The 20,705-nt window shown below is 40.2% G+C and carries 20 protein-coding genes; 3 read left to right on the forward strand and 17 right to left on the reverse strand.

Annotated features, from left to right (window positions below):
- Positions 1-4: 4 nt before the first annotated feature.
- From ABFC98_01870 to ABFC98_01890, 5 genes are all read right to left on the reverse strand, one after another.
- Positions 5-622: a regulatory protein RecX gene (locus ABFC98_01870; GenBank protein MEN6444775.1), complete on the reverse strand. Its 618-nt coding sequence runs from the start codon at positions 620-622 to the stop codon at positions 5-7.
- Positions 594-1,649 (reverse strand): recombinase RecA, encoded by a 1,056-nt coding sequence (gene recA, locus ABFC98_01875; GenBank protein MEN6444776.1) that lies wholly within the window; start codon positions 1,647-1,649, stop codon positions 594-596. The genes ABFC98_01870 and recA overlap by 29 nt, the downstream gene beginning before the upstream one ends.
- Positions 1,650-2,216: an RNA 2',3'-cyclic phosphodiesterase gene (gene thpR / locus ABFC98_01880; protein ID MEN6444777.1), complete on the reverse strand. Its 567-nt coding sequence runs from the start codon at positions 2,214-2,216 to the stop codon at positions 1,650-1,652.
- Positions 2,217-2,220: 4 nt separating this feature from the next.
- Positions 2,221-2,703 carry an adenosine-specific kinase gene (locus ABFC98_01885; protein ID MEN6444778.1) on the reverse strand — a complete coding sequence of 161 codons (483 nt, stop codon included), beginning with the start codon at positions 2,701-2,703 and terminating at the stop codon, positions 2,221-2,223.
- Between the two features lie 368 nt (positions 2,704-3,071).
- The gene (locus ABFC98_01890) at positions 3,072-3,836 is read right to left on the reverse strand and encodes a hypothetical protein (protein ID MEN6444779.1); all 765 of its coding nucleotides are present in this window, start codon (positions 3,834-3,836) and stop codon (positions 3,072-3,074) included.
- 329 nt (positions 3,837-4,165) lie between these two features.
- Here ABFC98_01890 and ABFC98_01895 point away from each other — a divergent pair, with 329 nt between their 5' ends.
- Entirely contained in the window at positions 4,166-5,017 is an 852-nt protein-coding gene (locus ABFC98_01895; GenBank protein ID MEN6444780.1) for a hypothetical protein, read from the forward strand.
- A gap of 14 nt (positions 5,018-5,031) precedes the next feature.
- Complete coding sequence (gene hflX / locus ABFC98_01900) at positions 5,032-6,354, forward strand: GTPase HflX (GenBank protein MEN6444781.1); 1,323 nt, start codon at positions 5,032-5,034, stop codon at positions 6,352-6,354.
- A gap of 286 nt (positions 6,355-6,640) precedes the next feature.
- Here hflX and ABFC98_01905 read toward each other — a convergent pair whose 3' ends face one another.
- The 4 genes from ABFC98_01905 to ABFC98_01920 are packed head-to-tail and all read right to left on the reverse strand — an operon-like array spanning position 6,641 to position 9,768.
- A complete protein-coding gene (locus ABFC98_01905) occupies positions 6,641-7,294 on the reverse strand; it encodes a CoA transferase subunit B (GenBank protein ID MEN6444782.1) in 654 nt (217 codons plus the stop codon).
- A 1-nt stretch (position 7,295) separates the two neighbouring features.
- Positions 7,296-7,952 (reverse strand): CoA transferase subunit A, encoded by a 657-nt coding sequence (locus ABFC98_01910; protein MEN6444783.1) that lies wholly within the window; start codon positions 7,950-7,952, stop codon positions 7,296-7,298.
- Positions 7,953-7,981: 29 nt separating this feature from the next.
- The gene (locus ABFC98_01915; GenBank protein MEN6444784.1) at positions 7,982-9,064 is read right to left on the reverse strand and encodes an HD domain-containing phosphohydrolase; all 1,083 of its coding nucleotides are present in this window, start codon (positions 9,062-9,064) and stop codon (positions 7,982-7,984) included.
- A 2-nt stretch (positions 9,065-9,066) separates the two neighbouring features.
- On the reverse strand, positions 9,067-9,768 hold the full coding sequence (locus ABFC98_01920) for an SOS response-associated peptidase (protein MEN6444785.1): 702 nt from the start codon (positions 9,766-9,768) through the stop codon (positions 9,067-9,069).
- A 220-nt stretch (positions 9,769-9,988) separates the two neighbouring features.
- Here ABFC98_01920 and nth point away from each other — a divergent pair, with 220 nt between their 5' ends.
- Complete coding sequence (gene nth / locus ABFC98_01925) at positions 9,989-10,672, forward strand: endonuclease III (GenBank protein MEN6444786.1); 684 nt, start codon at positions 9,989-9,991, stop codon at positions 10,670-10,672.
- A 93-nt stretch (positions 10,673-10,765) separates the two neighbouring features.
- On the opposite strand, the gene ABFC98_01930 is transcribed toward nth, so the two are convergent.
- The 8 genes from ABFC98_01930 to ABFC98_01965 form a co-directional block, all read right to left on the reverse strand.
- Positions 10,766-11,209 (reverse strand): NfeD family protein, encoded by a 444-nt coding sequence (locus ABFC98_01930; protein MEN6444787.1) that lies wholly within the window; start codon positions 11,207-11,209, stop codon positions 10,766-10,768.
- Positions 11,210-11,212: 3 nt separating this feature from the next.
- Positions 11,213-12,130 (reverse strand): hypothetical protein, encoded by a 918-nt coding sequence (locus tag ABFC98_01935; protein MEN6444788.1) that lies wholly within the window; start codon positions 12,128-12,130, stop codon positions 11,213-11,215.
- 1 nt (position 12,131) lies between these two features.
- The gene (gene recN / locus ABFC98_01940; protein ID MEN6444789.1) at positions 12,132-13,835 is read right to left on the reverse strand and encodes a DNA repair protein RecN; all 1,704 of its coding nucleotides are present in this window, start codon (positions 13,833-13,835) and stop codon (positions 12,132-12,134) included.
- Positions 13,835-14,689, reverse strand: a complete 855-nt coding sequence (locus ABFC98_01945) for an NAD(+)/NADH kinase (protein ID MEN6444790.1) — start codon at positions 14,687-14,689, stop codon at positions 13,835-13,837. Before ABFC98_01945 ends, recN begins: the two co-directional genes overlap by 1 nt.
- Positions 14,689-15,753: a ribosome small subunit-dependent GTPase A gene (gene rsgA, locus ABFC98_01950; protein ID MEN6444791.1), complete on the reverse strand. Its 1,065-nt coding sequence runs from the start codon at positions 15,751-15,753 to the stop codon at positions 14,689-14,691. The genes ABFC98_01945 and rsgA overlap by 1 nt, the downstream gene beginning before the upstream one ends.
- A 21-nt stretch (positions 15,754-15,774) precedes the next feature.
- Entirely contained in the window at positions 15,775-18,696 is a 2,922-nt protein-coding gene (locus ABFC98_01955) for an insulinase family protein (protein MEN6444792.1), read from the reverse strand.
- Positions 18,697-18,710: 14 nt separating this feature from the next.
- Positions 18,711-19,586, reverse strand: coding sequence for a 4-hydroxy-tetrahydrodipicolinate synthase (gene dapA / locus ABFC98_01960; protein MEN6444793.1), 876 nt, complete (start codon positions 19,584-19,586; stop codon positions 18,711-18,713).
- 915 nt (positions 19,587-20,501) lie between these two features.
- Positions 20,502-20,705 (reverse strand): hypothetical protein (locus tag ABFC98_01965; GenBank protein MEN6444794.1); only part of this gene is annotated, 204 nt, incomplete at its 5' end.

The raw sequence follows: 20,705 nt of genomic DNA on the forward strand, positions 1-20,705 counted from the left end.
TAGCTCATTTTTTGGTTACCTCCCAGGCAGTATGGATATCATCCAAATTAAACCCTTTTCTATAGAGAGAAGCGAACACTTTTTCTTTTTGTTTGCTTTCGGGCAATTCCCGATAACGGAGACGCAGTTTGATAATTTGATGGGTTAGATTTTCCAGGGCTTCTTCCGGGTTGTATAGTTTGTTCAATGCCTCTTCCCAAAGTTCAGATGGCAGGCGGGTTTCTTTTAACTTCTGCATTATTTCCCGTTTGCTTTTTTTGCGGGAGATAAGTGAACTAATCAAGATTTCTACATATCTGCCGTCATCGATGTACTTTTTGGCGCAGAATTCTTCCAGCAGGGGTTCAATTATAGTGATAGGATACATTTTACAGCTTAGAAATTGACGGCATTCGAGCGAACTGTGTTCTCTATCATTCAAATATTTCAGCAGTTGCTGTCGTGCTTGATGTTCAAGCAACAAGATCAAATCTTTTGCTTGGTCAGCGTTAATTTCTCCTGAATATGGAACAGGGTAAAGAGGCAGGAGGATTCTATCGGGAAGAATCCCCCTGATTTGATTGTCAATATAGATTAGGTTTTTTTTATCGTTTTCAGCTTTCTTCGTTATCTTGAGAATCATTTTCTTCTGCAGGAGGAGTAAAATCTTCCGGTTTTATTTTTTCCCTCAGTTTGGTTTCAATTTCATTCAGCAGTTGGGGATTTTCCGTTAAATAGAGTTTGGTTTTATCCGCACCTTGGGCAAGTTTGAGGTCTTGATAAGAGAACCAAGAACCGCTTTTTTTAATGATATCCTGTTGCACTGCCATATCCAGAATGATATCCAGTTTGGATATTCCTTGTCCGAAAATAATCGGAAATTCCACTGTTTTAAACGGAGGGGCAAATTTGTTTTTAACTACTTTAACTCTGGTGCGGGTTCCAATTACTTGAGTATCTGAGCCCACATCTTTTATCTGACCTATATGCCTCACCTCCAGACGCACGGAAGAATAGAATTTTAGGGCTACTCCACCGGTTGTAGTTTCCGGATTCATATAGGGTGTTGCTCCAATCTTCATCCGGGTTTGATTGATGAAAATTACGGCAGTATTGCTTTTGGAAACGATGGCAGTCAATTTTCGCAATGCCTGGCTCATAAGTCGTGCTTGTAAGCCCACATGGCTATCTCCCATTTCACCTTCAATTTCCTGTTTGGGAACCAAAGCGGCTACGGAATCTATGATAATTAAATCCACCGCAGAACTGCGCACCAAAGTTTCCGTTATTTCCAATGCCTGTTCACCTCCATCGGGTTGAGACAGCAAAAGGTTGTCAATTTCCACCCCTAAGCGTTTGGCATAAGCCGGATCAAGCGCATGTTCCACATCAATGAAAGCCACCGTTCCACCCTGTATTTGACATTCAGAAGCTATATGCAAAGCAAGGGTAGTTTTACCTGATGCTTCAGCTCCATATATTTCCGTTATTCTCCCTTTTGGGATGCCTCCAATTCCTAAAGCAATATCCAGATTTAGTGCTCCCGTTGGAATTACATCCACTACCTGATGGGGTTTATCTCCCAAGCGCATCAGAGTTCCCACTCCGTATTTTTTTTCCAGTTGCGAAATTGCCGTTTTCAAGGCGGCATCTTTGTTTTTATCCAGCATTTAACCTCCGGCTGATAATAAATTATGTTTATTTAGTATAGTATATTTGGGTCCTTCCGGCATTAGTTGACTTTTATACAGGCACACGGTATCAAATAAGAGAGGAGTCCGTATAATATTTTGGCTCATTATTTCTCTTTCCAGTTCCGGCGCTAAGTTTATTTTTAAGCGAGCCAGCGTGATATGTAGTTTTATGGCTTTGTTATCGGATAAAATTCCTTGTGCGGATAGTTCTCTGCCAATGTGTCTGTTTAGCTTGAAAATATCATTATTGGGGCTGGAAAGTTTCAGCCATAAGAGATGGGGATTGATGGCAGGGAAAAATTCCAAGCCCTCAGGCGTAAAATTGAAAGCGGGAAAATCAATTAGTTGCTTGGTTAGCGCTTCTTCAATTTCAGCAAGCTGAGCGGGTTGAACATCACCAATAAAAAGCAAAGTGAGATGTAGATTTTCCGGCTTCACCCAATTTACGCCAACAGAGGTAACTCTTGCATAGTGCGTAATTATATTTTCCAGCTCCTTTTTCAATTGGTTCGGAAGCTCCAGTGCAATAAAAGTTCGAATCATTAGTTTAGCGTTTATATCCTATATCCAGCAAAAATTTTTTCCGATGAGCCACATCTGTATCCAGTTCAATTCCTTTGGGCGAAGAACCATCTATTACGCCCAATATTCCGCTTCCTTGTTTTGTTTTAGCTAAAATTACTTCCACCGGATTGGCTGTGGCACAAAAAATATTAACTACTTCCTGGCAGCGTTTAATTGCCGGTAGGACATTAATAGGGAAAGCATTTTGCAAAATAATCAAAAAGCTGTGACCTGCGCCTAAACGAAACATATTTTCCGCAGCAATTTCTATCAGCTCATTATCATTGCCTTCTTTACGAATTAAGCAAGGGCCTGAGGATTCACAAAATGCCAAACCGAATTTAATATTGGGAACGCTGGTAACAAGTGCTTCATATAAATCTTCCACGGTCTTAATAAAATGACTTTGACCCAGAATAATATTGCAATCAGAGGGAAACTTGAGTGGTTCTGTAATTAGTTCCATAGCGCTAACTTCCTTCCTGCCTCTAAATTTTAATAAATCTCATTAAATAAAAATGAATAGCGCTGTCAAGCAAAAGTTTTCAGATATAGACCTTCACTGAAAACTTCAAATGTCCAAGTCCCAACAAATTCCCTAACAATGCCATATCATATTTATTGATAATGTGATAGGTTGATTTGTCCATCTTGAAGGTTGGATACCCAGGCACTGATTACCTGGGGTGTAAAATTAAGACCCCCTGTCTGAATAGGCCTTATCTATTATTAACTGATTCGATGGTGTTGATTTTTCATGAGAATATTATAGAAATACTCTGGTATCAAAAAAAGCTCTGTTTGATGCTTCCAGGTTACCGTTGTTGTCTGAATCTAATAAGCTGTTCCATTTACATTAACAGTAATGTCATGTACGACAGCCATTTCGTTAACATATACTTCTCCTGAAACTGCATCAATAACCAGCTTTCTTTCAGAGCCACCTACCCAACACAAACGATATTCAGGATCTATATCGAGCTTATATTCATTGATGTTGCAATAACCGAGTTCAAACTTAGGGGATCTGTTCGAGAAGAGATTTAGCAGTTCATCCTCAGGTACAGCGTTAGCGTAGATTTTGATTGCATCCTCGTTTGTAAGTATTGGCATAATATAATCATCTGGTATACACACTGTTGAGTTATTGATACTGAGTTGTTTTACTTGGTAATTATAGCTTATTTTAAGTGACCCAGCTCCAAATACTGGATAGCCATTCACAATTTGTTGATATCTGACTCTTGTTATGTAAGTGTTGCTTGATGTCTTTCCTTTGAACAGCTGCCCTTCTTGTGCAGATATATAGGGCTTTACTTTGGCAAAAACCCGATCAAAGACCTGGCTCATATAAACGGTATCTTGGGGTGCTGTTATAACTATGTCTCTAAAATTTCCGAATATGTTGGAGAAGGTCATATACTGATAATTATAACCGATATCTCCCTCAAAACCTGTTTCGGCTTTGAATCTTGCCGCCCGTTCGTTTAAAATTGCTTGCTTTTGGGTGTATTCCTCTGTTTGCTCAAAAGGTATTCCCAGCAATGGGACAATCATAAGCAATAGATAGAATAGGCAAAACCAATACTTTTTCATCATTCTTTCTACCTGATTTGTTCTTTATACATCTGACTTTTTTAAAACTGAGTTCCAAATGTTGGCGCAAAATCCAACTCATTGTTTCAAAGGTTATTTGAGGACATTCCAATTATCCTCAGTTCTACACTCTATATAATATCTAACGACCACTTGTATTGTTTTCATCTTGTCAATCCTTGTCAAGTTTTTTAATTTTAAAAGGATGTGTGGATTCGAATCGAGGGCTTGTTTCTTATTATGTTATTTGCTTTTTATCTCAAGATGAGTTATTATATCTAATATAAACGAGGCAGCGTGTTTTTAGGAAACATTAGCAAAAGGAAAGGAAGATGAAGAAAGAAGCATTATTTATTGTTCTATTAATTATCGGCAGTGGGTTTCTCCTATCTGCAAAAGAGGATAAGGCGATGAATTTTTGGCAGGATAATTACTGTGTGCAAAAAACCGTTAAGCCCCCAGCGGAAAACGCAAATAGGTTACAAGCCAAAGTGGATGGCAAATGGCAAGAATATAGCTTAGTTAGTTTTCCGACTGCATTTTGGCAATGGAACAAAGAAAAACGGCTGGAATATCTAAATATTATTCAAGAAATGAGTGAAAAAGGACCGCAAGCAACTCGCACTCCACCTTTATCCGGACCCCATAATGGCATTGTGGCAACTTACGGAACAGCCAGACAGGATAGTAAGTTTAAGCTCAATAATGCTGTTAAAGGTATGGGTTTTTTACCGAAAGCGGAAAAACTTAGCGAAATTACAGACCTGCTAAAGGCAACTATCAATGAAGACCTGAATACAAAGCTGAAAATTTTAGATTCACTTTATACCAATGCGGAGGATATTTTTGCCCCCGATCGTCTCATTTCTCTGGAACTATATTCCACCCCCGAATTTACTACGCAGACCTTTTTAAATCAGATGACCAATCCTGCTTGCGTTACTGTTTTTCTGGATATTCCCACTTTCAAGATTAAGCAAATTGCCCGCATCATCCATCCCAATGACCCCAATTTAAGCAGCTATGAAAAGAATGCCTGTCAATATGTAAATTTGATGCATAGTTATTTTCACGGTGATTATGGGCGAGATTGTCTTGCCGTTATTTATTACAATATAGAAATTTATGATAGTTCCCCCGGGAAAATAGGGGGGAGGGGAACTATATTAACACCTCATAATTAAGGATAAAAACCATTATGGAACACGAAAATTACTCAGGAATGGAAGAATATGAACTGGAACCAGAGGTCTGGGAAGAAACCGAAAAAACAGAACAGACGGCTTTTATAGCTGCTTTGGGAACGCCTTCCGAGACAGACAAAGACATTGAAGAATCGTTAAATGAACTGGAACGCTTAGCGGAAACAGCCAGCATAGATGTTTTGGGGGCTTATCGTCAAAGAAGAACTGCTCCCGATAGAGCTACCTACTTTGGCAAGGGTTTTTTAACCGAGCTCAGCCAAAAAATGCTTCAGGCAAAGGCGGATTTACTTATTGTGAACGATGAACTTAGCCCTTCACAAGCAAGAAATATGGAAAATGAATTTCAGATAAAAGTTATCGACCGCACCGAAGTTATCCTAAACATCTTTCACCATAATGCCAAAACAAAGGAAGCCAAATTACAAGTTCGTTTGGCAGAATTGGAATATCAATTGCCCCGCTTAAAAAGATTATGGGAACATTTTGACAAAGAACGCGGCGGAGTTAGAAATACAGGGGGAACGGCAACCAGAGGTATGGGAGAAAAACAAATTGAAATAGACCGTCGCCTCATCAAAGATAAAATCCGCAAAATCAACACTGCCATTGAAAATATCCAGCATCAGAAAGAAACCCAACGCAAACAGCGGAAAAAATCCCGTAAAATTTGTTTGGTGGGCTATACCAATGCCGGGAAATCAACTCTTTTCAATCAGTTAACGCAGGCAAATGTGTTAGTTGACGATAAACTTTTTGCCACTTTGGATTCCACTACGCGTCAATTAAAACTTTCCACTGGCTATCCGGCAGTCATTTCTGATACGGTTGGCTTCATTTCGAAGTTGCCTCATCATTTGGTTGCTTCTTTTAAGGCAACTCTGATGGAAGTTCAGGATGCCGATTTGCTTTTGCACATTGTAGATGTTTCCGATGCACGCTTTGAATATTACATTCAGCAGGTAAACTCCGTTTTACAGCAAATTGGGGCGGAAAATATTCCGCAAATAGTGGTCTTCAACAAAGCCGACCAAGTGGATGTTTTAATGTCCTCCATCGTGAAGACACACTATCCGGAAAGTATTATGATTTCAGCTCTGCAGGGTAAAAATATCGATAATTTGCTTGCCAAAGTGGAAGAAATTTTATTGGGAAACCGAATTGTTTATCTGAAAATACCTTACGAAAAAACTGCTTTGGTTTCCAAACTGCACGCAATAGCCGACATTCTAAATGAGGACTATCAAGAGGATGGCATTTATCTAAAAGTGGAAATCGGCAAGGATGACAGATATCTGGTTGAGAACTATGTAGTGTAGCCGAAGGAACAGCGTCCTCTGTCTACACAATTTGCGGAGGAGCGGCATCCTCCATCTACACAATTTTCCAATTTTTTCAGGACGCCTCACAACTTGCTTGCCACTCCTCATCCTCTCCTCTTTCGCTCAACCTCAACGAGGCGTAAAGGAGGAGAGGAGGAGGAGAGGCATTAGGGAAGCGAGCAGGGAGAGAGAGCTCCAAAAAGTGAAAAGGAAAGCAAAAAAAACAGCCATTCTTTCTCCGCAAACGAAGGGAATGGCTGTAAAAGTAAAAAATGGCGTCCGTTTAGAAGGTATTGACTCTTTCGGGAATAATCAATTCCGCTTCGGTGGCATTCACCACTTCGTCTATGGAAAGTCCTTCGGCAATTTCTAATAATAAAAGCCCTTCCGGAGAGACCTCCATAACTGCCATATCGGTGATGATAAGATTCACTTTTCCTTTGGCGGTGAGAGGCAAAGTGCATTGTTTCAAGATTTTGGAATTGCCATATTTATCACAATGCTCCATTGCGACGATAACTTTTCGGGCTCCTGTCACCAAATCCATTGCTCCACCCATACCGGGAACCATTTTGCCCGGAATTAACCAGTTGGCTAAATTGCCTTCTTGATCAACTTGCAGGGCTCCTAAAACGGTGGCATCGATATGCCCGCCGCGAATAATGGCAAACGAGGTGGCGGAATCAAAAAAACTGGCTCCTGGCAGGCAAGTGATATATCCTCCTCCGGCATTGATCATATCTTTATCTTCCTTGCCTTCTGGGGGTTTGGGTCCGGCGCCTAAAAGTCCATTTTCCGATTGGAAAATAACCTGAATTCCTTCGGGAATATAGTTGGCAGCTTCGGTGGGCAGGCCAATTCCCAGGTTTACATAATCGCCGTCTTTAAATTCTCTGGCGATGCGTGCACCAATCATAGCTCTTTTATCCATAGCCATTTTAATTCTCCTTTGCCAAAACAAGATAATTTACAAAAACGCCGGGAGTTATAATTTCTTCTGGATCAAGCTCGCCGATTTCCACAATTTCATCCACTTCCGCAATAGTGATTTTACCCGCCATAGCCATAATGGGATTGCTGTTACGAGCTGTTTTGCGGTAAGTTAAATTGCCCAGTTTATCTGCTTTATGAGCTTTGATGAGGGCAAAATCACTGGGGATGGCGGTTTCCAAAAGATAATCCTTGCCTTCGATATTGATTATCTGCTTGCCTTCAGCTACGATTGTGCCCAATCCGGTGGGGGTTAAAACACCTCCCAATCCGGCTCCGAAGGCGCGAACTCTTTCCATTAGCGTTCCCTGGGGGACAAGTTCAATTTCAATTTCGCCGTTATTCATTTGAGCTTGAATGGCTTTATTGGTTCCCATATGAGAGACCTGTGCGCTTTTAACCATCCGGTTAACGACTAATTTTCCCACGCCTCTGTCTTCCCAGTCCGAAGCAATGACGATTATATGTAAATCTCTATTACCGTTTTCCACCATAGCGTCTATGATAGTTTCCGGGGCTCCAACCGCTAAAAAACCACCGATGGCAACTCTGTGATCGGTTTTGATCATTGCGGCTGCTTCAGCTGCACTAATAATTTGAACCATATTATCTCCTTCTCTTAATACTAAAATAACTATATAAGTTCGGAAAGCAAATTGGAAGTGGCGGGGGCATCATTTAGGGGCTCAATTATATCGTAGAACTTGTTGAAAAATAACTTGGCAAATTCCGGATCAAATTGAACGCCTACTTTATCCATCACTTCCTTTCTGGCGGCTTTGGGCTCCAGATTTTTACGGTATGCTCGTTTACTGGTCATCGCATCATAAGAATCAGCAACCGTAACGATTCTTGCCAAAGGTGAAATATTATTGCCGGCAAGACCGTAAGGATAACCACTTCCCCCAAACCATTCATGATGTTGCAAAATAATTTTATACACAGTATCGGGCAAACCAATGGGACGAATAATGTCCGCTCCGATGACGGGGTGCTGTTTAATCATTTCATATTCGCCTTTGGTCAATGCTTCCTTTTTATTCAGAATAGTGTCGTAGATGCCTAATTTACCCAAATCGTGAAGCAAAGCGCCAATGCGTAAAAGTTTTAATTGCTCGGAATCCAAGCCCATAAATTTGCCCATCATAATACTTAGCAAAGTTACCCTTTCAGAATGACCTCGAATATATTCATCACTGGCTTCCATGGCATTTACCATTGCATGGATTGTGTTTAGATAGTTCTTTTCCAGCTTACTTTTAGCTTCAAAAACTTCTTTGGTGCGCTGCTGAACGAGATGTTCCAAGTGCGTTCGATACATTTCATTTTGCAGCAACAGATTGTTTTTCTGTAGGGCTTGATTGACCGCTATATGCAAATCGGATAAAACAAAGGGTTTACGCAGGATGTCCGAAGCTCCTAATTGAATGGCGGAACGCAAATTATCGGATTCCGTAGAACCGGTGATCAGAATTACAGGCGTATTAGGACTTAATTTACCAATGTATTCTAACAATTCAAAACCGGAAAGATTGGGCATATTGATATCCGCTATCACTAAATTGTAAGTGTTGTTTTTGATCAAATCCAATGCTTCGAGAGAATCGCTGGTGGTAGTTAACTGGCAAGAAATATCTTTTTTCAAGCTCATGCGGATGCAATCCAGAATGGCGATGTCGTCATCTACCACTAAAATGTGCTGTCTTATATTTTCCATAATTATCCTAAATTAAAATTATTACTTGCGGAAGGCAGTTGAATTGGTTTTAAGCAATCTGAATCGTTGCTTTGGGGATTGTTTATTCTTTTATCCACTGGGTAAACATTTAGCTCAATTTCGGGAGCCGGGGATAGCAAAGCCCTTAAGTCATCAGGATTTTGAGCGTGGGGATTCAGCCATAAATCAGACAGGGAAGGAGGAAGCAATAGCGGCATCCTGTTATGTAAGGGCTGGATATATTTATCCGCTGCCGTGGTTATGATTCCCAAAGAAGGAATAAAGCTGCCATCCGGCGCAGACCAAGTATCATAAATCGCTGCCAGATAAATCAAATCAGAATGGGCGGCTTGCACAAAAAAGGGCTGCTTATCATTTTTACGCCATTCGTAAAAACCATTGGCCGGAACCAGGCAACGCCTTCTGTTAAAAGACGCTTTGAAACTTGGCTTTTCCATAATGGTTTCTTTCCGAACATTGATAAGCGCTTGGCTCGGAATTGTTTTGGACCAGGAAGGAATTAACCCCCAACGGAAAAAACCCACATAACGAATGGCATCTTTAGCTACAATGGCTGCTACCATATTCGTAGGAGCTACATTGTAGTTAATTTCAATCTGGTCTGTGGTTTCCTTAATTTTTAGTTCGTCGGTTAATCTCTTTAGTTCTTTATGTCCGATCACCTGCGCAAAGCGTCCACACATACATTTCTCCTTTCAAGTTGACAAAGTTTATGAAAGCCAATTTTTAGGCAATAACTTTTTTCTGCCCTCTATATAATAGGGGGTGACAAATGTCTTTTTGTCACTTTTAGGGTGGCAAATTCTGATTGGTCACGCAAAACGAGGGTAAGAAAAAATTGGCATACCTGTCTTGTGCTTTTGCCATAGTAAAAAATATTGGTAATTTAAGAAGGAGAAGATTATGGACACGCGCGATCTGGAAAGCGTGATTGAACGCTTGGAAAAACACTTCCACAGCGTAAAAACACCGATTGTAGATCTAATCCAAATTAAAACGGAAGATCCTTTCAAGGTTCTGGTGACGACCATTTTAAGCGCCAGAACCAAAGATGAAACAACCGCTAAGGCCGCGGAAAAATTATTTCAAATAGTGCATAATGCGGAGGACTTGGAAAAAATATCCTATGCGGAATTGGATCAATTGATTACCCCCGTTGGCTTTCACAGAGTAAAAACCAAACATCTGAAAGAACTGCCCAAAGCGCTGCAAGAAAAATTCAACGGCAAAATTCCGGATGCAATAGACGATCTGCTGTTACTGCCCGGGGTGGGAAGAAAAACGGCAAACTTGGTTAGAGCCGTGGCTTTTCATAAACCAGCCATTTGTGTGGATGTTCATGTGCATAGAATTTGTAATCGCTGGGGCTATGTGCAAACCAAGACCCCGTTGGAAACGGAAATGGCTCTGCGGGAAAAATTACCGGTAAAATACTGGCTTAATTTTAATTCTTATGTGGTTGCCTTTGGACAAAATCTGTGCACTCCGCGTAAACCCCAATGCGAAAGATGCCCGATTGCTGAATTTTGTGATTGGGGAAAGGGGCTTTCACAGATAGCACAGATCACACAGATAGAAAAAAAGTAAGGGCTCCAATAGATTATGCAGATTACGCATAGGGAAAGGTTCTCACACATAACCATAGTTCAGATGGAAAATAGGTGAAGAAAAAGAAAGGAGTTACGGGATTTTTTTAACGATGACTTTATTACCTTCGATTCCTTCTACGATTATTTTAGCGCCAACTTCTACTGCTTTTTGGTCTGTTTCTATGGCAGGCCATTCCTCACCTCCGATTTTTACATAACCTTTTCCTTCGGCGGGAATTTCTTTGGTGACAAATCCATTTTTACCTTTTAAAGCATAAACATTGGTATTGCTACCAGGATTGGACAGGACTTTCTTTCCCAGCTTGCGCATAAAAAGAAAAGCAATAAAACTTAAAATGGCAAAAATGAGAATCTGGAGTGGAACACTGTTTCCCAAAAAAGGAATTAGAGAGAGGAGGGAAGTGATGATTGCTCCAATCCCCAAAGAGAAAAAGAAAAAGGCAGGATCAAATATCTCTATGATGATGAAGCCGATGCCTAAAATCATCCAAATTTGCCAAGGTAAAAGTTCCATACTTTAACTTCCTTTTTCTGGTGTTTCATCTTCTTCGCTATCGGAATCAGGTGTAGAGCGTTTGTCTTTATATATTCTTTTTACTTTTCGCTTTCCTTTTCCATAACCATAACGGCTATAATAACGGTTATAATAATTTCCGTAGCCACCGTAATTGTAAGAACCACCTAATCCTCCGGAACTATTTCCTTTTATTCCTAAAGCAGCCAGGAAATACATTAGTAAACGGGTTCCAAAATAAACAAGCACGGCTCCCACGGCAAAAACAATTAACCAACTGAAGAAATTAACCGCCAAAATAGAAAGCGTAACTTCCCAGGAAGCAGTTTTCTGTTGTGGAACCAAAGATACATACAGAAGAACGCTTTGAGCATCTTTCAGCTTATCCAAATTGGAACGAGTGCTTTGGATCAGTGAATGTAATTCTTCCTTGCGTCGATTTTGAGCGTCTGTGGGAAAACGAACATTATTGAGGTCTGCCTGTTCTCTTTCGTAACCTTGTAAGCGGGCAAGTTCACTTTCGTAATCCAAATTAACCAAGGAAGTATCCACCTGTTCCGTTTTGGAAGCGATGGTGCCAAACTTGCCTAATTTTTCGATTATGGAATGAAGGTCTTGTTGGGGAACACTGAAAATATATGCGCCAAAAGATGTCTCACTCTGCTTTCTAATCTGCTTATTGGAATATTCAGCAATAATTTTCTCTATTTCAGCTTGAGCTTTAGTAACATTGGGAGAAACAAAAGAAATTTGAGCTTTATTAACGAATTTAAGATCACGATAATCATTTTGTGCGGGTTTGAGATCGTAGGTGGGATGTTTACCGGCATTATTTTGCCATTCAAAAATAGAAGCTGCAACTGCCAAGAATACGATGAAAATCGCTATTCCCTTCACTCTGCGTTTAGTTCTTTTATGCATATTAACCTCTTTTGGTTATTTTATCTAATAATTCGGCTGCATGGGCAAGAGCTTTGGCGCTTAAAGAACCGGAAAGCATTCTGGCAATTTCCTTTAACCGCTCTTCGGAATTTAGCTCGTGCAATGCGACCAGCGTTTTTTCGGCGTGGGTAAATTTTTCTATTGCCAAATGTTTATCGGCGCGGGCAGCAATTTGTGCTAAATGCGTGATGCACAAAATCTGCTGTCTTTGGGAAAGCAAGGCAATAAAATCAGCCACATTTTCTGCTGTTTTTCCTCCAATACCACTTTCAATTTCGTCCAAAATAATCAGCTTGGGCTCCAGCCGTTCTGCCAGCACTTGCTTTATTGCCAGAAGAATTCTGGATAATTCACCTCCGCTGACGACGGAAGATAAGGATTTTTTTTCAAATCCAGGGTTGGCGGAAAAAAGAAATTCCACAGTATCTTCTCCGCATTCCGTAACAGCAAAAAAATAATCTGATATTAAAAAATTATCCTCTGCTTTTTTGTCAATCCTAATTTCTAAAATTCCTTCCGGAATACTTAGGGCGCGGATACTTGTTTGGAGCTGTTGGCTAAGTTGCAGAGCTGCCTTTTGCCTTTTCAGAGAAAGTTCCGCTCCTTTTATTTTCAGTAAAGAATAGGAGTTTTCCAATTGTTTTTCGAGAGCGGCAATTTCTTTTTCGCTTTTGTCCTGGGCAGCAATTTGAGCGGATCTTTCTTCAAATAGAATCAGCAGTTCTTCTATGCTGCGAACCTTATGTTTGTGAATCAGAGAGTTTAATAAATCCAGCCGGGCTTGAATGTTTTCCAGACGCTGCGCATCGTAATCAAGATTATCTCTGTAATTGGAAAGCAGATTGGCTGTTTCTTGCAAATCTTCCAATGCCTGCTCCAGATTTTCCGCACACACTTTAATTTCGGGGCTTAAGTGCTGATAGCGTTTTAATTTGCTTAAATGTCCATTTACGATGTCAAATACGCTATTATCTTTTTCTAACAGGTCAGTGTTAATTTCATCGCAAAGTTCCGTTATTTCCAAAGAACGAGACAGCAATTCATATTCGTTTTGGAGCTCTACATCTTCTTTGATATGTAGTTTGGCATTTTCCAGTTCTTCATATTGAAAGCGGTAGAGATCGCTCAGTTCTTTTTGATTTTTGGCTTTGGCTTTTAGTTCCTGCAAGGTTTTCAGTGTGGATTTCACTTCTCTGAACTGGCTGGCATAACTCTCTCTGAGAGGTAACAGTCCTGCATAAGCATCCAGTAAATCAAGTTGGTAGGAAGAAGAAAGTAGCAGTTGCTGGTCTCGTTGATGATGAAAATCGATCAAATATCTTTTCAGCTCTCTGATGAAGGCAGCTCCTGTTTTGCGGCCATTGATAAAATAGCTGGATTTGCCGCTCTGGTTTATTTCCCTGGCGACAATTAATTCCGTTTCCGTCTCTATGGCGTTTTTAGAGAGGAAGTCATTCAATTCTACGGAGTCCTGGGTATTGAAAGTTGCCTCCAGGTAAATTGGCTGATCTTTATCAAATGCTTCAATACCGGGTAAATTATCTCCGAAAATAAGAGAAATGGAGCCAACCAGAATGGATTTGCCCGCTCCCGTTTCACCGGTGATTACATTTAACCCTTTATCAAATGAAAGACGAGTTTCTTGTAGCATCAGATAGTTTTTTAGGTATAATTCAGTGAGCATTATTTACCCAAATTCAATTTTCGGCGTAGGATTTGATAGAAAGTGCGATTGGAAAGTTTGATGAAGGAAACGCTACGCTCCGAAGCGGTAACCAAAATTTCATCTTCGTCCAAAATAGGTATGGAATTTTGACCGTCAATTTGTAACATTGCCGGTTGCTTTAAACCATAAACCTTCATCGTTAAATGTTCAGTGGAAGGGAAAACCATTGGCCTGATGGCTAAAATATGAGGATTTAAGGGAGAAAGAACAATTGCTTCCATTTCGGGAGCAAGAATCGGTCCCCCTGCCGCAAGTGAATAAGCGGTTGAACCAGTGGGCGTGGCAGCAATAACTCCATCGCATCGAGTATCAAACACATATCTGCCTTCGGCTTTGATTCTGATATGAATTAAACCGGGGCTGGCTGCTTTGTGAATGACGGCATCATTTAAAGCCAAAGCTTCGTAAATGATTTTTCCGTTGCGTTTCAACCGACAGTTAATCAACATTCTGTGCAGCAGGCGGTATTTTCCCTGTTGCAAATTTTCGATGGAAGAGGCAATTTCCGGTAAAACGCTTTCGGAAAGAAAACCCAGATAACCTAAGTTAATGCCTAAAATTGGAGCTCCGGTTAAAAGAGCCAAGTCCTTGGCGTTCAAAATAGTTCCATCGCCCCCGAATACAAGGATGCAATCGATTTGTTTGCGGTTCATTGGTTTAGGCAAAGGTCTAAATAGCTCTTTGGGCAAATCGGGTATGCTATCTATGCTGAAAAAATTGATCTCGGAATTGTTCTTCAATTTCTCCAGTAATTTATAGATGCTGTTTTTATCGCTAAAAGCGGGGTTGATGTAAACGGCAAAATTTTGCATTATAAACTTCCATATAGATATTGATAGCTATCGTAGCGTTCAAACGGAATAATGCCTTTTTCCACTGCATCCAAAACGGCGCATCCTTCTTCCTGAATATGGCTGCAATTACGAAATCGGCATTTATTAAACAGATTTTCAAAACCGGGGAAGACCCTGGGAATCTGTTCTTTATTTTCTTTATGCAAAGTGATGGTTTTAATTCCGGGGGTATCTAATAAGTGACCTCCAAAACTCCAAGGAAGTAAAATGGACCGGGAAGTGGTATGCTTTCCTTTTTCATTGAAGTCGCTTACTTCCGCGGTCAGAAGATGTAAAGACGGCTCCAAATAGTTTATGATGGAGGTCTTTCCAGTTCCAGAGTGTCCTGTAAAAACAGAATCCTTATCTTTCAGCAAGTCCTTCAAATCGTTGATCCCTGTGCCGTTAACTACAGATGTATAAAGCAGAATGAACCCATTTTCTTTGTAATAGTTAGTTTGTTCTTCCAGCTCATCCGTATCTTCCAAAAGGTCAATCTTGTTAATCACGATAATCGGTTTCAAACCTTGCAGAGCGACAATGCAAAGATAGCGATCTACAAGTCCCGCTTTAAATATCGGTTTTAAGCAGGAACAAGTGATAACAACCTGATCAATATTGGCAGCCAGAATAATTTCTTTTTGGAAACTACCTGTTCCATAACGGATAAGAGCTGACTGGCGAGGCAGGATATTTTCAATGCGGTTTTCACCCTTTAGGGAAAGATCAACTTCCACAAAATCACCTACGGCGGCAATGGTATTACTTTGATACAAAAATTGTTTCAAGCGTCCGCTTAATTTTGCCGGGCAAAGCTTACCGTTTATTTCAACTATAAAGCTATAGTTACTTTGAATTTCCACAATTCTGCCCGGCACAATGTTCAGGTCTCTTTTATATGATTGGCTTGCTTTTGTGCCGATGCGGGCGGTTTTGAATATAGCTTTGTCTTTCAGCTCATCCAGAATATCCGGATCTGGCAATTTAACATTCTTTATTCTTTCCGACCAGCGACCAGTTTTCTTTTTATCCTTTTGTTTCATCTCCCTTTGCCGGGGATATTTTTATTTTATAGCGGGAATTATGGCGTCAAATAGGTCTGCCGCTTCTTTTACTTTGGTTTCCGAGCCGAAAACGGCATAGTGATTTTTACTCATAACCGCTTCAATCAGCTCAGCATAATGGCGAATATCTTCTATTTTAGTGGAGAGAAGTTCAGTGCGGATTTGCTGTCTATCTTCAAAAGTGAAACCGGTAATGAAATCCTCATCGGCTTTTTCACCTGTTGCTTCCGGAGTTAAGGGAAAATCCAGCAGAGAAATTTCACCGATGATGTATTTATCAAATTCTCTTTTATCACAATCAAAATTTCTTAAAAACTCTGGGATGGTATTATAGACCTCCAGGGTCTCTCTTAAGTTCGGATCGCGGTAAGAAACGAAATATACATAACCGCCGAGGGTGAAATCACTCATATTGCCATAAGCGCCTCTTTTTACGCGCAGTTCTTGATATATGTAGTTATTGCGTAAAATATTGTTCAGCACTTTTAGTTTTCCGCTGTAGGAATAGCCCTTGCGGAAAAAGTTTCCTCCTTTTGCACAAAATTGAACCTGGATAGGAGCATAAATGCCTTCGTTATAATCTTTAATGGCAAAATGGGTTTCTACGGGGGCAAAGGCCTCGGTGGAGACCGAACTGATTAAAGTATTCAGTTCATTCTTCGCAGCCGGCATATTTTCCGCATCAGTTGTAATGCTGAGGATCAAATTATGGGTAGTGAAGAAGGTCTTTTTTATCCAGTTCAGTTCATCCATAATTTCGTCTATACCTGAATCCATATTGTTTACCAAATTACACAGGAAATGATAATAACCCAGTCCGTGAGTGATATCCGTCCAGTGATAGATTTGAGATAAGGGTTTCAGCATCCGTTGCAGAGCAATTGCATGTCCTCTGAAAGATAGCATTGCCTCGCTTTTAGCTTTTAATTCAGCCAACAGAACCTTTAAGCGTTCGGGATCATCAAAAAGTGGTTTTAAAGCATATTCGGAAGCCAATTCCATCAATTTGCCAAATTTATCCTTAACTGCTTTCCCGCGGAGAACTATTTTGGGTAAGATGTCGTCCGGGGTCTGATAGCTATTATACAAAGAAATATCCATAGAAATGCCACCCGTATTACTATCAATTTCCGTAGAGCGTTTGGCATAGTTATATCCTTCGCTGTTCAGCCAGTCAGCCAGTTGGGTGTAAAGTTCAATCCAGGGTAGGTCTTCTTCTTCTGAATGGCAAATATCGAAGTATGCTTTGAAATAGACAATGCCGTTTGTGCTTTCGGGATGTTCCAACAGAGTAATGTCATTCAATGTTTCTGCCTCGGTCAGAAAAGGTTTGGCATCGGGATTTAAGTCCTTCAGGGAAAGCATCGGTATTTTTTCCAGATTTTCCTTTGTTTCCGGTTGCTGTTGCCATTCCACCAGTTTATGATTAAATTCGATGAGGTTTGCTATCTCTTTTTTAGTCATTTTCTTTTTTAGAGCGGCCAGTTTTTCAGCGGTTTTCTCTTCCATTTTTTGAATCAATCCGGGGACGGGAACGAAGGTTATCTGACTGGAGTGTTTGTTATTCAGCAAGACCTTTTCGATCAGTTCCTCAAAATATGGTTCTTTCAAGCCGCGACGCAATTCCTTCAGCATCGGTTCAAAGGCAAGTTTATCAATTGGGTTACCATTATGCATCCAAAGCGCTTGTGAATTTAAGGCATAAATCAAGCCCTTGGGATAATATCTAAATTGAGCTTCGCGCAGAGAAAATTCCGTTTTATTGATTACTGCTTCAATCAGCTTTTTATCCAGACCTTCTCTCACTATTCTTTGCAGTTCTTTTTTGATCAGTTGTGTTAGGGGCTCTATATTTTCCTCTTTCACTTGTTTGCACACCAGAAAGATAGTTGGTTGCAGGATATCTTCATCTACCGTTAAAGTGCTGTCTTTTGCATAGCCGGAATCCTGAATTGCCTTTTTCAAAGGTGAAGCGGGGCTATCCATCAGCATTTCCGTTAATGCTTTTAATGCTTGAGGCAGGAATTTGTCCGTGATTTGTCCATAAGTCCAATTCATAGAGAGATAGTATTGATCTTCAATATCTTTACCCTCTTCCACCGGAATTTCCATTCTCAGCGTTTTGGCCTTGCTAAAGGGCTTTTGAAGGGGCATTTGCACTGCTTGTCCGTTATTTTCAAACTGGGATAAGTATTCTTCATCTATGATTTGCAAGGTCTGGTCAATATCCAGATCTCCATAAAGGGTAATTTTACTATTGGCAGGGTGATAATATTTGCTATGAAAGGCAAGGAACTTTTCGTAAGTAAGTTCAGGTATTGCTTCCGGATCGCCACCACTTTCAAAACCGTAAGGTGTATCTGGAAACTGGGCTTGTTTGCTTTTGCGATTAATATTATTTTCGGGAGAGGAAAAAGCACCCTTCATTTCGTTGTAAACCACACCGCGATAGTTCAGGGGATCCTCTTCAGAGAGTAATTCCAGATGCCAACCTTCCTGATGCAAGATATTGGGCTCTCTATAAATATTAGGGAAAAACACTGCATCCAAATAAACTCGCATCAAGTTTACAAAATCCTTGTTATTGGTACTGGCTACGGGATAGCAAGTCATATCGGGAAAGGTCATAGCATTGATAAAAGTGTTCATACTTCCTTTTATCAGTTCCATAAAAGTGCTTTTCGCCGGGAAGTTTTTACTGCCGTTCAAGACGGAATGTTCCAAGATATGAGGGCAACCGGTATTATCTTCGGGGATGGTTTTAAACCCGATCATAAAGACCTTGTTATCATCTTCACATTGATAGTGGATAAGTTCAGCGCCGCTTTTTAAATGTTGATAGTGGTTAACGGTGATTTTTATCTCTTTAATTTCTTTCTTTTCAATCAGCTGAAAGCCGTGGAGCAATTTCTGTTGTTTCATTTTTTTTTAACCTCTTAGATCAGTTTATAGTCCTGCAGGCATTGTTTTAGCAGAGCCCGATTGTTATCCAACAAAGGACACATAGGACTGCGGAATTCTATATTTATTTTTCCCATCATAGCCAATGCCTCTTTGGCAGGAATAGGATTGGTCTCAATAAACATCATTTCATTTAAGTGCGCCAAATATTGATGCTGTTTGGCTGCCGTGTTCAAGTCACCTTTCAAACAAGTAGCGATATGTTCACTTACCAAGCGGGGAGCTACATTGGCAGTTACCGAAATGGTTCCTTTGCCACCAATGGCTATAATGGGAAAGTTCAAAGCATCTTCTCCGCTCAAGACAAAAAAATCCTCTGGGGCATCGCGAATAATTTGCGTTGTCTGCACCAAATTTGCACTGGCATCTTTTAATCCCGCAATATTGGGATAATTTCTCGCCAGTTCAACAGTTGTGGCTGCGGACATATTTACCCCCGTTCTACCGGGAACATTATAAATAATAATCGGAATATCCACTTTAGAGGCAATGGTGCCAAAATATTCCAGCATACCTTTTTGCGTGGGTTTAATGTAATAGGGAGTAATTATCAAAGCATAATCGGCTCCCAATTCTTTTGCTTTTTGGGTGGAAGCTAAGGTTTGATGTAAGTTATTGGTTCCGGTACCAATTATCACCGGTAGTTTTCCAGCTATTTTTTTCAACGCAAAACGCAATAAAGCGTCTTTTTCATCGGACGCCAGAGCGCTTGTTTCAGCAGTTGTTCCTAAAAGGACAATACCCGTAGTTCCATTGTCCAGATGAAACTGAATTAAATTTTCCAAAGCAGTCCAGTCAATACTGCCATTTTTGAAAGGCGTAATCAGGGCAACATAAGTTCCTTGCAGCATTTTGTTAACCTCCAAGGTTATATCTCTACTATATGTTATACAAATTTCGTTCCATTTTAGCCAAAGAGATCATTTTCGTCAATCAAAAAAAGAAGATGCCTTGTTTTTGTGCTATTTTGCCACCGAATCCACAGAAAAGATTTCCCGCAGATTACGCTGATTTGTTCTCACGCAGATAACGCAGATTACGCAGATTTAATTTTAGAAACAAGGATTTAAGGATTATAGGATTTAGAGGATTTTTTAAGATAACAGGATATGAACACGATATAGAAATAATGGAGGGTTGACGTCCTCGTCAACCACAACAAACAAACTATCAAGCTTGTATGAAATAATGCGGAAACTATATAAATCAAGCTGTTATAAAATAATGCGGAAACTACATAAATCAAGCTTGTATGAAATAATGCGGAAACTACATAAATCAAGCTTGTATGAAATAATGCGGAAACTTGATAACTCGGTTGTCAGGGGAACGACGAGATGTCGTTCTTCCTTTGGATTATCTTCTCTCAAAGATTGCGCAGATTTATTCTCACGCAGATAACGCAGATTACGCAGATTTAATTTTAAAAACAAGAATATTCACAAGGTGGTAAAATATTGGAGGGTTGATGTCCTCGTCAACCACAACAAACAAACTATCAAGCTTGTATGGAATAAAGCGGAAACTACATAAATCAAGCTTGTATGAAATAATGTGGAAACTTGATAACTCGGTTGTCAGGGGAACGACGAGATATCGTTCTTCCTTTGGATTATCCTCTCACAGATTATACAGATTCCACAGATTTATTTTCACGCAGATTGCGCTGATTACGCAGATTTAATTTTAGAAACAAGGATTTAAGGATTATAGGATTTAGAGGATTTTTTTAGAAACCAGGATTTGAAGCCCTGAGGGCGACACAATCATAGCGATGGTGGCGTAAGCCCCTCGAAATTAAACACAAAATGAAAAAAGTCCCAGCGGGACGACAGATTTAAGCGACGGGTTTTAACCCAGCGCAAAAATATTGGAGGGTTGACGTCCTCGTCAACCACAACAAACAAACTATCAAGCTTGTATGGAATAAAGCGGAAACTACATAAATCAAGCTTGTATGAAATAATGTG

Origin of the sequence: Candidatus Cloacimonas sp. (assembly GCA_039680785.1) — a bacterium.
Lineage (GTDB): Bacteria > Cloacimonadota > Cloacimonadia > Cloacimonadales > Cloacimonadaceae > Cloacimonas.